Genomic DNA, 12,889 nt, shown 5'->3' with positions numbered 1-12,889 from the left:
AACCAGAAAGGCGTGTTTTAAAGTGGCTGAAAGCTTGTTAATCAGCGGTGCGGACATCGTAACAGAAAAAGAAATCATCCGAAACGGTTTTCTCGGTATAAAGGACGGCATCATTTCTTACGCGGGAAAAACAAGGCCGCAAGAAACGTATGAGCAGGAATGGAAGGCGCCCGAGGGCTCGTATGCGCTTCCCGGAATGATTGATATCCATATTCACGGCGGATACGGCGCGGATACGATGGATGCCGATGTTGCGGCTCTTGATACACTGTCCGCCCGGCTGCCCGAAGAAGGAACAACCGCTTTTTTAGCGACAACGATCACACAGCAGCACGAAAACATTGAAAAAGCGCTCATCAACGCCAAAAAATGGGCGTATTCCTCACCGCAGACCCAAAAAGGCGCTGAGTTGATCGGCATTCATTTAGAAGGACCGTTTGTCTCTCCGAAAAAGGCGGGAGCACAGCCGAAACAATGGATTACTCCTGCTGATGCCGGGCTCTTTCAGAAATGGGAGCAACTCTCGGGAGGGCTGATCAAAATCGTGACGCTTGCGCCGGAAGAAGATCCTGATTTCAGCCTGATCCGTTATTTAAAAAACCAAAACATCATCCCGTCAATGGGACACACAGACGCAGGAGCCGAGCTTTTACAAAAAGCGGCGGATGCCGGGGCGGTGCATATAACGCACCTCTTTAACGCCATGAGCTCCTTTCATCACCGTGAGCCGGGGGGCATCGGCACGGCTCTCGCCTGCGGCCGCATCACGGCGGAGCTGATCACTGACGGCATTCATTCTCATCCTCTGGCTGTAAAGCTTGCCTATTTGGCGAAAGGAAGCCAAAACCTGATCATGATTACAGACTCCATGCGGGCAAAAGGGCTTAAGGACGGAGAATACGAATTCGGCGGGCAAAAAGTCACCGTTCGCGGGGACACGGCGCTTCTCTCTGACGGAACGCTGGCCGGTTCCATTTTAAAAATGAATGAAGGCGCGGCGCTCATGCGCAGGTTTACAAACTGCTCATGGCTGGATATAGCAAATATGACATCGGCAAATGCGGCCCGCCGCCTCGGCATATTCGACCGTAAAGGAAGCATCGCCGAAGGAAAAGACGCCGACGTTGTTCTGACGGACGGACAGTGCGGCGTGCTGGCCACGATTTGCCGCGGAAACACCGCATATATCTCAAGGGAGGCTGATTGGACATGAACGTTATCACATGCAGACATTATGAAGAATTAAGTGAAAAAGCCGCAGCGATTATCGCTGAAACAGTGAAACAAAAGCCGGATGCCGTTCTCGGCCTTGCGACGGGAGGCACTCCTGAAGGCGTATACAGAGAACTTGTGCGGATGCACCGCTCAGAAGGCTTGTCGTTCCGGAATGTCACGACGATCAACCTTGATGAATACGCCGGGCTTTCTCCCGAGGACAAAAACAGCTATCATTATTATATGAATACACATTTTTTTGCACACATCGACAGCCGAAAGGACCGCCACTTTCTCCCTGACGGACGGGCAGACGATCTTGATGCCGAATGCGGGCGCTATGACCGATTGATTCAAACACTCGGCGGAGCGGATATACAGCTTTTAGGCATCGGACACAACGGCCATATCGGCTTTAATGAACCCGGGACACCATTTGAATCCCGAACCCATGTCGTTGAGCTGAATGAAGAGACAAGACAGGCGAATGCGCGGTACTTTCCGTCAATTGATCAAGTCCCTGAAAAAGCCCTGACAATGGGGATCGGGACGATTTTGTCCGGCAAACGGATTCTGATCATGGCATCCGGAAAAAGCAAGGCCCAAGCGGTGAAGCAGCTTCTGGACGGGCGCGTCAGCGAAGCATTCCCCGCCTCCGCCCTGCACGCGCATCCGGATGTGACGGTCTTGATTGATGAAAAGGCTGCGGGCGGCGATTGAAAGGATTTGACCTATGCAGATTGATAAACAATCTCCGATTCCGATTTACTTTCAGATTATGGAACAATTGAAAACACAAATCAAAAACGGCGAGCTGAAAGCGGATGCGCTGCTTCCGTCGGAGCGGGAATACGCCGAACAATTCGGCATCAGCCGCATGACGGTGCGCCAGGCGCTTTCCAATTTGGTGAATGAAGGATTTTTATACAGACAGAAAGGCCGGGGAACGTTCGTCAGCAAACTGAAGATGGAACAGCCGCTTCAAGGGCTGACAAGCTTCACCGAAGATATGAGAAGCCGGGGCATGAAGCCGGGGAGCAGACTTGCCGAATACCAGCTGATTCAGGCGACGGAAGAATTATCTTCTATCCTGGGATGCGGCTATCCGGCAACGCTTCATAAAATCATCCGCGTCCGGCTGGCAAATGATATCCCGATGGCGATTGAGGCATCGTACATCCCGTTTGACAAGGCGGGAAAATTGGATGCCTCCCATTTTCAATCATCCATGTATGAGCATATTGAAGCGTACAATCAGATGCCGATCTCACGGGCAAAACAAGAGCTTGAACCGGGAACCGCTTCCGAGGAAGAAGCTGAGCTGCTCGGTATCCAGCCCGGCGCCCCCGTCCTCTATATCAAGCGGACCACTTATCTGCAGGACGGCACTGCCTTTGAGCACGTCAAATCCGCCTACAGAGGCGACCGCTACACATTCGTGCATTATATGGACAGGGTGAAATGAAACATCTCCAACCGTTACGGGTTGGAGATGTTTTTTTGATCTGCCATTTTCAAATCAAGCCGGTGAATGTTCTCTATGACTCTGTCAAAACGAAGAGGCTGGGATTCCGGTATCTATTTTTATAAAGAAAAGAGTAATAAAATGCTACCCTCTGTTTTGGACAATATACGGAACCTGCTTTGAAATCAGCAGCAGCGGTTCTTTGTTTTTATGAGCCAATGAAAACATGATTGCTCCTTCAATCATCGAGTTGATTGTCATCCCAAGCTTCTCCGCTTCCTCTTGTTCAAACCCATGCTCAAGAAATTTTGCCGCAAACACATCCGTCCACTTCTTGAACACCTCAACACAAGTGCATCTTAACGTTTCATTGATCAGAGCGGTCTCACCCGCCAGCAATCCAACCGGCACGCCCTCAATATTCTGCGGATCATTAAACTGTTCAGCCGTTACATGAATAAAGTGCTGAATCGCTTCTACAGGGTCCGCGAATTGCGCCATACTATTCTGTATCTGCTTTTCAACGCATCTTCCCGTATATTTGATCGCCGCAATGGCGAGTTCTTCTTTTCCGTTTGGAAAGTGATGATACACAGACCCTCTGGGTGCTCCGCTCTCTTTTATAATTTGATTCAAACCAGTCGCATGGTATCCCTGAATCTGAAAAAGATATGCAGAGGTTTGAATAATTCTTTCTTTTGTCCCGGTTTTACTGTTCATTATGTTTCCTCCTGCATATTACGAAAACCAATCGATTTTAGTATAGAAAAGGGACATAAAAAAGTCAAAAACACTTAGTACCGCCATGCATGTTACAGAAAAAATCCTGCTGACCGTCAGATTTTCTTCTGAGCGATCAGCAGGCTGTATGTTTTCGTTATGGGTTTGAGGCATGCCTGAAATCAAACTGATCCGGAGCCGGGTGATACGGCGTATTTCCCGTTTTGAACATCCACAGCGGTGATATTGTTTTGCCGTTGTACGGGTCCTTCACGACGGTATACCAGTAATAAACGGAATCAGGCTGCAGGCCGTCCCAGACCCAATTTGCGGTTTTTCCGCTTTTTACGTGTTTTTTATGACCGAGCAGTTCGTTCGTATAGACGTTGCATTCAAAATAATCAGTCGCTACCCTTTTCCTCTTCGGCTGTAAATCCATTTCTGCTGAGAATTCGTCTTTATCAGCGAACAGATCGGTGTCATAGTAATTGATGTCATCCGTGTACGGCGAGTAGGAGAACATGTGAACCTGATTGGCGGCCTGATCAAATTGCATAATGCGCATAAAGCCCTGCCCCCCTTCCGGACCGTCCTGGTAGTCGGTCAGAATTTGGTGGACGAGGCGGTCCGGTTTTCCGTCCCCGTCATCGTCAAGCGCATCGGTTTTTTTCATGGCGTTATGGTAATGGCCGCTTAATACCATCGCCACATTGCGATTCGGCTTGACGACTTTTCGATAGATCGTCTCCCCGATCGGGCTTCGATTTCCGCTCACAAGCAAGTACTCATGAAAGCATAAGATGGCGGTTCGGTCCGGATACCTCTTCAGCACTTGATTGATCCAGTCAATCTCTTGTTCCGTAATGCCCCAGCCCATATAAATCATAATAAAATCGTTCCCGCTTGCCGACAGCAGATCATAATGCCCGCGGTTATTTTTGTATGATCCGCCGTAATGCATGTTCTGTTCAAACCGACGGCTCCCGAAGAAATCCCCGAAGGTTCGGTATGTGCCGTCTTTATGGCCGACGTCGTGATTGCCGGCAAGCACTCCGTACGGAATCCCCGCCTTGTCAAGCGTCCGCATGGAGTGATCGGCGTTTTTCCACTGTTTCATCACCATTGAATCATCGACAATATCACCGGTATGAAAGACATATTTAATATTGTGCTTTTCCTTATTTTCTTTGATCCACTCCGTCATTTTGTCAAAAATGTGCGGGTGCCCTTGTGCGTAATACTGTGTATCCGACATCCAGACAAACGTGTAATTGCCTTTCGCCGGTATTTGATCCTGCACGATGACATTCATTTTTGAGTTCTTCACCACATCCGCTGCGGAAACGGCGGCTTTTAATGTAAACGGCTTTTTATCTTTGGCAAGGACGCTGTCCGCCTCCTGCCAGCGGCTTGTCCGGTAATTCCAAATATACATGGTTACCTTTCGGCCGGGCAGAGAGCTTCCTTTCCAGACCGCCTCGGCCAGATCCGTTTCGTCGATAGACGGGTCAACGGAGACTTCGAACCGGTGATAAGGAAAACGCTCCATACTTTCCGCCGAAACGGTTTTTCCGTCATTTGCCGAGATACGGTTCATTTCCGGCAGGGTAAACGGCATTTCATTTTCTTTTATGCCCTTCGGCGGTTCCGTTAATGAGGCGTGTTTATACACTTTCACGCTGCCCGGATTCCGCGCGGTATAACGGAAGCCGCGATAAAATGATACATTCATGTCATCCTTCGTCGGGTCTTTTACCCGGACGGACAGCTTTGCTTTGCGGGCGCCGATTTTTTGACCGGCAAGCTCCGGCTGGTTCGGCTCCTCCCGTTTGATATGGAAGGTGCGGACGGACGTTGTTTCATTTCCGGCAAGGTCTGCCGCAATGATGGTAAGGGTGTGCTTTCCGGGCTTGAGATCGGCTGATGACGTGTGATGCGGGAGCGTAATGCTTTCTCCGTCCAAAAACGCTTTTACCTCTTCCACTTTGCTCCATTTATCACGGATGTCCGCATTCAGCTCAACATTACCTTTCAGCGCCGCTCCTTCTTTAATACCCGGGACAATCTTCGGCCCCGAATTGTCCACCCTCACAGATTGGCTCAGCTGCTCCTCACCGTCACTGACAAAAATATGGTGATAGCCTTCCGAAAGCTTCGCCGTGTTCCACGGCAGCAGCCGTGACGTAAACAAATGATCCGGCAGGCTGAATGAGAAGGTCTTCTGCTGATTCGCCCGCCTGCCGTCACCGATAAACAGCTGTTCAGCCGGATCCGTCTTCCCGTCTTTGATCACCGTTCCATCCGAAAGCACCAGACGGGCATGTTTCACGACAAAATCATCCCGATTCTCTCCCGTGTCATACGGAGAAACCTTTGAGCCCGAACGGATGGATACTTTCTGTGTTTTGCCGCCTTTTTGCAGCAGACGTTCCGGAAGCAGAACCGAGTGCGTTCTGTAGCGGTGAGACGGATCGTCAAAAATGTGCAGCACCTCGTTTTCCATCATGACGGTGTTTTGAAAATAAAGATTCGTTTTCCGGGCATCGAAGGCGAAATAGACCTCTTTTTCCAGCGTCGGACGGGTCTCCTGCCGCTTGCCGTCAATCCACAGCTTGATCTTATCGGCGCTGACGTCGGAAGTCGCTTTGAGCAGATAGGTGCCGGATATCGTATCTTCTGGTTCAACATTCATTCTGAGTCCGTGTGATTTGCTCGTCTGTTCAATGTCAATCATCTTTACGGGCGTTTTTGCTTCATTTTCTCCATCACTGGCTGCGATATAATACTCAAGCTGATCCTGGCCGAGCAGTTCCGGGGAATAAAGAATGTGATGGTATAAGCTGTCGTTGCAGTCTTTTTCGGCCAGAATTCGTTTGAATGGTTTTTTCTCATTGGTCCGGTAATAAAACGCGGCTGTTTTGACAAGGTTTTTGTCTTTTATGTCAGCCTTTAATTCAATGCTTTCAGCGGGCCGGACGGGCTTTCTGTCTGTAAGGTCTTCGATGACCGGTTTTTCCTTGTCGGGTTTTATCACCCTTTTCTGCTGCGGAATCTGCGCCTGAAAAACGGAGCCCGGTGACGGCTTATGCTCGCTCGTGGAGATCTTCAGCAATTCTCCCGTTCCGTTCAGCGGATATTTGTACAGCAAAGAAGTCAGCCGGCGGAAAGCGTGTTTCCGGTATTGCGCTGAGGCGATATCCTTGCCGGTATTTGCCGACAGCACGACCGTACGCGGGCGGCCGTTGGACATTCCGTCTGTCCCTTCGATGACGGCGAGATGTTCTCCTTCCTTCAGACGTGTCCCGTAATAGCGGTTGAAATCATCTATCGTCAGTTCTGATGCGGCGCGTCTCAGCCAAAACACGTAAGTCCCGCCTGACGGAATGACAGTATCTTCTTTCGGCCTCCATATCATATCTGATTCCGGCCCTTCCTTCGGATAGCGGTAGCGGATATGATAGTCTTTAAAATGAATGGGCCTGTCCGTCGTGTTATACACCTCGATAAATTCATAGGCATCAGCGCCGTCTTCATTTTTCGTATCAACCGCAAGCTCCGTAATCATCAGCTCGGGAATATGATTCAAATCGGCTTGATAGCCGTCCAGCTTCAGCCGCTTTTTCTCCGATTCCGCCCGCTGTCTGCCGTTAGTGAAAACGAGGTAATATTCCAATTCTCCATTCCAGATATCCCGTTTTGAAACCTGGGCCGTAAACAGCCGGATTGCGCCTGGCGCGGGCTCCATCGGCACCATCTTAAACCCCAGCTCATTGCTTTGTTTATAAAAAAGAAACGCCGAAAACGCTTGATAGTCAGCATTCCGTACATGAGCCTGTATGAACAGGTTTCTTTTCATTTCCGCCTTTACTTCGATTTGGGGAGGATTCTCCAGAAGCGGTATGTAATGAGGCGGCTGTCCGAATTCCTGCTGATTCACGGGGATTGCCGATTCTTTGCGCGCCGCATCCGCAGAAGGACTCACACAAAGCAAACCAATCAGAAAAAAGAGCGTCATCACAAGTTTCATCTCATTACCTCCCTATGCATTATGTTGCGTCAGGAGGCTGCCGCTTATGTAAACCGCACATAAAAAAGCTGCCCTCTCGGGACAGCTTGTTTTTTATCCTTTTCTAAGCGGCTCCAATATGCCTTTTTGGATCAGCAAGTGGAAAACGGACAGCACGACGGATGCCCAAATGGCGGTGCCGAACCCGTCAATCTGAAAGCTGTCTCCCATCAAGGCTGCGGTCATCATTAACGTAATGGCATTGATGACAAACAGAAAGAGGCCGAGGGTCACAACCGTGACAGGCAATGTCAATATGACGATGATCGGTTTGATCAGCACATTTAACACAGAAAGAATCACACTGGCGATGACAGCCGCTCCGATACTGCTGATATGGACGGAATCAAAATATCCCGCGATAACGATTAATAATAAAGCATTTACTAAAATGCTGACTGCCCATTTGATCATTTATTTCAAATCTCCTTCTAATGGTACAACAAAACACCAGATAATATATACAATCGGCACGATTCCGCTCGTGACAAGCGCTAATACAACGGTTATAATGCGCAAAAGCGACGCATCCATATTGATGTACTCCGCCAAACCGCCGACGACACCGGCGATTTTACGGTTTTTTTCTGAACGGTAAAGTCTTTTCATCCAATCACCTCTGAGTATGCTTGAGCTTAATGGCTCCTGTTAACGATTCTGAGAAAATCGAGAGATGCTGATCATGGCCTTGATTTGATGCCAGCATCAGTTCTTTTTGAATGGTATCATTCTTTTCCTTTAAAATTTCCGCATCAATCAGCTCATGGCTGAGAGAGCCGAGATTGCTTTTGAGCTCCGCTTTCACCGCCGAATCATCAGGCAGAGCGATCTCCACGTTTCCGGTCGTCGTTTTCGTGTAGATGGAGCGGCAGTGCGGCGCTGTCACGGTAAGCATGATATTGCCGTTAAAGCTTTGAACGTCAATGGATTCACTCGATCCGCGCAAATCAATCAAGCCGTTGATCGTTTCCGCTTCAATCGCGCCGCATTGATGTCCGGCCAGCTTGATTTGTCCGTTAGCCGTTTCCGCCGACGCTTTCTCAGCCGTCAAATGAGAGAATGACAGAACGCCGTTTGTCGTTTTCGCCGAGAATTCTTTTACATGTAAATGTTCCCCTCTGATCGGTCCGTTAAACAGCTTCACTCTTATCTTATCGTACTCTTTCTGGGGAACATAAAGCGTAACATTGGTTTTCATCGTTTTCTTTTCCGTGCGGACAAAAAACTTATTGCCCTTCACTTCACACTCAATGTGCTGAAGAAATGCGGTGCGCGCCGCCTCCTGACTGTCCGCCCGGTACACTTTCGCCTGGCACTCCGCTCTGATATCTTCATCCGCCCATGGCACGATATTGACGCTGCCGTTTGCGATCTGCATATCAATGGCCGAGAATTCACTGTCTTTAAATTGAAAAATATGCTGCACTTCGTGTGCGTGGCCGAAATTCAGATCAAGATCCGCTTCCTTCACTTTTTTGACGGCAGAATCAATCCAGTCGAACAGCTTCGCCCCGAGCGACGGCTTTTGGCTTTCTTTTGCCCCGCTTTCGAAATCTTCCGCAGGTTCCTGAACCTCCGCAGATAATGCGGTGATCTGCTCTTCTTTTTCTTTATATTCATGATCCAGTTTTTCAATGAGCGTCAGTGCTTCCTGCGCCGTCAGCATCCCGTCTTCCACAAGCTTTAAAATCCGTTCTTTCTCCTGTTTCATACAAAACTCCTCCCCCGACTTTTCTTACACCTGGCGTAACACCTTAATTCCCTGCACGATATTCCAAATGACCATTCCGATGAGGATCAGAAAATAAACAGCTGCTCCTGTTATCATAACAAAAACGGGCACCATACTCTCCCCCTGGGCCGTAATCAATCCGCCGACAACACCCGCGGTCACAATCAGCAAGCCCGCAAACGGAATGATATGGGAAATCAGAGCGCGCATGGCATGCCGCTTCGTCTCTTTTTCATCGACGACAAAATAAGCCACAATCGGAAGAATGAGCGGCGCGAGAAACACGCTGAAATAACAGATTGATGCGATAATCGCTTGATTTCGGTTCAATAAAAACACTCCCTGTGCCGTGATATAAAAAACCCTTCCTTATACATACGTATGACGAATGAGCGGGTTTCATTTTCATGCTAAGGACATGCTTCGTTATACGTAATTTTTGGTTTCAGAGATTTCACTATAGAATCTTTTCCCCGAACCGATTACAATATGTAACAAAGCCTGACCGTATGCAAGGAGGACATACAAATGGAGAAAGATCCCGAAAACGCCCAAGTAACGGAAGAGAGTCTTCGAAATTTAATTCGCGAACAGAAAAGAATGAACAGCGAAATGCTGGCTGAATTGGAACAGATCAAAGCAGCCCCTCTTCCCATTTCCCATGATATCCAATATATAAAAGTGCTGCTGGACAGCAGCAGCACCCATATTCTGCAGGACTTAATGCATTTAAGCAGACAGCTTCCCCAACAGAAAAAAAGCCTGTAACAACAACAGCCCAAAACCGATGAGTTTTGGGCTGTTGTTATTGATCTATTACGTGGCTGCCGTTTCTTTTTCGGCCAGCAATGTTTTCATCCGTTTTTTATCGCGTTCCATTACCGGTTTCAGATAGCGGCCCGTATATGATTCTTTCACTTCGACAACTTCTTCGGGCGTCCCGGAGGCTACGATCATGCCGCCGCCCGCTCCGCCTTCAGGTCCCAGATCGACGATGTAGTCCGCCGTTTTAATGATATCGAGATTGTGTTCAATGACCAAAACGGTATCACCGTTATCGACGAGTCTTTGAAGCACAACTAAAAGCCTTGCGATATCATCAACGTGGAGGCCTGTCGTCGGTTCGTCCAGAATATACAGCGTCCGGCCGGTGGAACGCTTATGCAGCTCGGAAGCGAGCTTGACGCGCTGCGCTTCTCCGCCTGACAGCGTCGTCGCCGGCTGGCCGAGCGTCACATACCCGAGTCCGACATCGGCAAGCGTTTGAAGCTTGCGTTTGATTTTCGGGATATTTTCAAAGAAAGACAGAGCATCTTCCACCGTCATATCCAGAACGTCGGAAATGCTTTTTCCTTTGTATGTGACCTCAAGCGTCTCCCGGTTGTAACGTTTGCCGTGGCACACTTCACACGGAACGTACACGTCAGGAAGGAAGTGCATCTCAATTTTGATGATGCCGTCGCCGCGGCAGGCCTCACAGCGCCCGCCTTTTACATTAAAACTGAACCGGCCTTTTTTATAGCCGCGCACCTTTGCTTCATTTGTCTGCGCGAATACATCGCGGATATCATCAAACACGCCCGTGTAAGTTGCCGGATTTGATCTCGGTGTCCGGCCGATCGGCGCCTGGTCGATGTCGATCACCTTATCAAGATGGTCAAGGCCTTTGATTTCTTTATGGCTTCCCGGTTTCGCTTTGGCTTTATGAAGCTTTTGCGCAAGCGCCTTATGCAGAATTTCATTCACAAGCGTGCTTTTTCCGGAACCGGATACACCTGTCACCGCCGTAAAAGTGCCGAGCGGGAATTTGGCGTTCGCTTTTTTCAGGTTGTTTTCTGATGCGCCTTTGATTTCAATGAACCGGCCGTCAGGCTTTCTTCTCTCCGGAGGCATCGGGATGAATTGAGCCCCTGACAAATAACGTCCGGTCAGAGAATCTGCATCATTCATCACTTCTTCAGGCGTCCCCGCCGATATGACGCGGCCGCCGTGAATTCCGGCGCCCGGACCGATATCTATCAAATAATCGGCAGCCATCATCGTATCTTCATCATGCTCCACGACAATCAGTGTGTTGCCGAGATCCCTCATGTTTTTCAGCGCGCTGATCAGACGGTCATTGTCACGCTGGTGAAGGCCGATGGACGGCTCATCAAGAATGTACAGGACGCCTGACAAACGGGAGCCGATCTGCGTCGCAAGCCTGATACGCTGGGCTTCTCCGCCTGACAGCGTTCCCGCCGCCCTGCTCAGCGTCAGGTAATCAAGACCGACTTTATCTAAAAAGCTGAGCCGCTCCACAATCTCTCTTAAGATTAAATCGGCAATCTGCATATCTTTCTCAGACAGCGTCATGTTTTTGAAAAATTCCAGCGCATCGCCGACGGAAAGCTCGGTAATGGTGCCGATGTGGCGCCCGTTGACCAAAACGGCAAGCGCTTCTTTCTTCAGCCGGTAGCCTTTGCACGTCGGGCACGGCTTCTGTGACATGTACTGCTCCATCTGTTCACGGATATAATCGGAGCTTGTCTCTTTATACCGTCTCTCAATATTGCGCAGCACACCTTCAAATTCAATTTCATTTTCGCGCACTTGTCCGAAATCATTCTCGTATTTAAAGTAGATCCGTTCATTGCCGCTGCCGTACAGCACTTTATCAAGCTGATGCTTCGGCAGGTCTTTGACCGGAGTCTCCATATCAATGCCGTAATGGCGGCAGACCGCCTGAAGCAGCTGCGGATAATATTGTGAACTGATCGGCGTCCACGGCGCGATGGCGTGTTCCTTTAACGACAGTTCAGGATTGGGAATGACGAGCTCAGGGTCCACTTCCAGCTTCAAGCCGAGACCGTCGCAAGTCGGGCAGGCGCCGAACGGGCTGTTAAACGAAAACAGCCGGGGTTCAAGCTCCCCGATAGAAAAACCGCACAGCGGACAGGCGTGATGCTCGCTGAACATCAGCTCTTCCTGACCGATGACATCTATCATGACACGGCCTTCCCCTAAGCGGAGCGCGCTTTCCAGTGAGTCGGAAAGCCTGGCGGCAACCCCTTCCTTGACGACAATCCGGTCAATGACTACTTCAATGGAATGCTTTTTGTTTTTTTCAAGTTCAATATCGTCGGAAAGCTCGGCCATTTCTCCGTCAATCCGCACCCTTACGTAACCTTGCTTTCTGATTTGGTCAAGCACTTTGACATGGGCGCCTTTTCTGCCTGAGATGATCGGCGCAAGCACTTGAAGCTTCGTCCGCTCCGGATATTCAAGAATCCGGTCAACCATCTGTTCGATCGTTTGCGACGTAATTTCAATGCCATGCTCCGGGCAATGCGGCTTCCCGACCCTCGCGTACAGCAGCCGGAGATAATCATAAATCTCCGTTACCGTTCCGACGGTTGACCGCGGATTGCGGCTTGTCGTCTTCTGATCAATGCTGATCGCCGGAGAAAGCCCTTCGATCGCATCAACGTCCGGCTTATCCATCTGCCCTAAAAATTGGCGCGCATAGGCAGAAAGCGATTCAACATACCGCCTCTGTCCTTCCGCGTAAATGGTGTCAAAGGCAAGGGATGATTTTCCCGATCCGGACAGCCCCGTCACGACGACGAGCTGATCCCGGGGAATCGTTACATCAATGTTTTTTAAATTGTGCGCCCTTGCGCCTTTCACCTCGATCCGGTCAATTGCCATG

General features: G+C 49.5%; 11 protein-coding genes. 4 read left to right on the top strand and 7 right to left on the bottom strand.

The features are described from left to right. The first annotated feature begins 22 nt into the window (after window positions 1-22). From nagA to ACWJJS_RS03020, 3 genes are read left to right on the top strand one after another with little or no spacing between them, the layout of a single operon-like run. Window positions 23-1,213 (top strand): N-acetylglucosamine-6-phosphate deacetylase, encoded by a 1,191-nt coding sequence (nagA, locus tag ACWJJS_RS03030; RefSeq protein ID WP_353575294.1) that lies wholly within the window; start codon window positions 23-25, stop codon window positions 1,211-1,213. Then, on the top strand, window positions 1,210-1,935 hold the full coding sequence (nagB, locus tag ACWJJS_RS03025; protein ID WP_353575295.1) for a glucosamine-6-phosphate deaminase: 726 nt from the start codon (window positions 1,210-1,212) through the stop codon (window positions 1,933-1,935). The genes nagA and nagB overlap by 4 nt, the downstream gene beginning before the upstream one ends. 13 nt (window positions 1,936-1,948) lie before the next feature. Continuing rightward, window positions 1,949-2,680, top strand: a complete 732-nt coding sequence (locus ACWJJS_RS03020) for a GntR family transcriptional regulator (RefSeq protein WP_003151452.1) — start codon at window positions 1,949-1,951, stop codon at window positions 2,678-2,680. 144 nt (window positions 2,681-2,824) lie between these two features. Here the strand turns inward: ACWJJS_RS03020 and ACWJJS_RS03015 are convergent, their stop codons facing one another. The 6 genes from ACWJJS_RS03015 to ACWJJS_RS02990 form a co-directional block, all read right to left on the bottom strand. Continuing rightward, window positions 2,825-3,400 (bottom strand): TetR/AcrR family transcriptional regulator, encoded by a 576-nt coding sequence (locus ACWJJS_RS03015; RefSeq protein WP_070082444.1) that lies wholly within the window; start codon window positions 3,398-3,400, stop codon window positions 2,825-2,827. Window positions 3,401-3,557: 157 nt separating this feature from the next. Further along, window positions 3,558-7,427 carry a metallophosphoesterase gene (locus ACWJJS_RS03010; RefSeq protein WP_454023301.1) on the bottom strand — a complete coding sequence of 1,290 codons (3,870 nt, stop codon included), beginning with the start codon at window positions 7,425-7,427 and terminating at the stop codon, window positions 3,558-3,560. Between the two features lie 93 nt (window positions 7,428-7,520). Further along, the gene (locus tag ACWJJS_RS03005; protein ID WP_014418984.1) at window positions 7,521-7,880 is read right to left on the bottom strand and encodes a phage holin family protein; all 360 of its coding nucleotides are present in this window, start codon (window positions 7,878-7,880) and stop codon (window positions 7,521-7,523) included. Continuing rightward, the gene (locus ACWJJS_RS03000; RefSeq protein WP_003151448.1) at window positions 7,881-8,075 is read right to left on the bottom strand and encodes a PspC domain-containing protein; all 195 of its coding nucleotides are present in this window, start codon (window positions 8,073-8,075) and stop codon (window positions 7,881-7,883) included. Window positions 8,076-8,079: 4 nt separating this feature from the next. Continuing rightward, window positions 8,080-9,177 (bottom strand): DUF4097 family beta strand repeat-containing protein, encoded by a 1,098-nt coding sequence (locus ACWJJS_RS02995; protein ID WP_070082446.1) that lies wholly within the window; start codon window positions 9,175-9,177, stop codon window positions 8,080-8,082. A gap of 24 nt (window positions 9,178-9,201) precedes the next feature. Continuing rightward, window positions 9,202-9,528 carry a hypothetical protein gene (locus ACWJJS_RS02990; RefSeq protein WP_003151444.1) on the bottom strand — a complete coding sequence of 109 codons (327 nt, stop codon included), beginning with the start codon at window positions 9,526-9,528 and terminating at the stop codon, window positions 9,202-9,204. Window positions 9,529-9,726: 198 nt separating this feature from the next. Between ACWJJS_RS02990 and ACWJJS_RS02985 the strand changes: the two genes are divergently transcribed. Further along, a complete protein-coding gene (locus ACWJJS_RS02985) occupies window positions 9,727-9,966 on the top strand; it encodes a hypothetical protein (RefSeq protein WP_003151443.1) in 240 nt (79 codons plus the stop codon). Window positions 9,967-10,014: 48 nt separating this feature from the next. Here ACWJJS_RS02985 and uvrA read toward each other — a convergent pair whose 3' ends face one another. Beyond that, entirely contained in the window at window positions 10,015-12,888 is a 2,874-nt protein-coding gene (uvrA, locus tag ACWJJS_RS02980; RefSeq protein WP_454023300.1) for an excinuclease ABC subunit UvrA, read from the bottom strand. Between the last annotated feature and the right edge of the window lies 1 nt (window position 12,889).

It is taken from the genome of Bacillus sp. JK106 (genome assembly GCF_053663355.1).
This window is presented reverse-complemented; position numbering and strand designations above follow the sequence as displayed.

Bases quoted from the DNA above. Each gene is read 5' to 3' on its own strand.
- uvrA (WP_454023300.1), bottom strand. From the start codon at position 12,888: ATGGCAATTGACCGGATCGAGGTGAAAGGCGCAAGGGCGCACAATTTA.
- ACWJJS_RS03010 (WP_454023301.1), bottom strand. From the start codon at position 7,427: ATGAAACTTGTGATGACGCTCTTTTTTCTGATTGGTTTGCTTTGTGTG.
- ACWJJS_RS03000 (WP_003151448.1), bottom strand. From the start codon at position 8,075: ATGAAAAGACTTTACCGTTCAGAAAAAAACCGTAAAATCGCCGGTGTC.
- ACWJJS_RS03020 (WP_003151452.1), top strand. From the start codon at position 1,949: ATGCAGATTGATAAACAATCTCCGATTCCGATTTACTTTCAGATTATG.
- ACWJJS_RS02995 (WP_070082446.1), bottom strand. From the start codon at position 9,177: ATGAAACAGGAGAAAGAACGGATTTTAAAGCTTGTGGAAGACGGGATG.
- ACWJJS_RS03015 (WP_070082444.1), bottom strand. From the start codon at position 3,400: ATGAACAGTAAAACCGGGACAAAAGAAAGAATTATTCAAACCTCTGCA.
- nagB (WP_353575295.1), top strand. From the start codon at position 1,210: ATGAACGTTATCACATGCAGACATTATGAAGAATTAAGTGAAAAAGCC.
- ACWJJS_RS02985 (WP_003151443.1), top strand. From the start codon at position 9,727: ATGGAGAAAGATCCCGAAAACGCCCAAGTAACGGAAGAGAGTCTTCGA.
- ACWJJS_RS03005 (WP_014418984.1), bottom strand. From the start codon at position 7,880: ATGATCAAATGGGCAGTCAGCATTTTAGTAAATGCTTTATTATTAATC.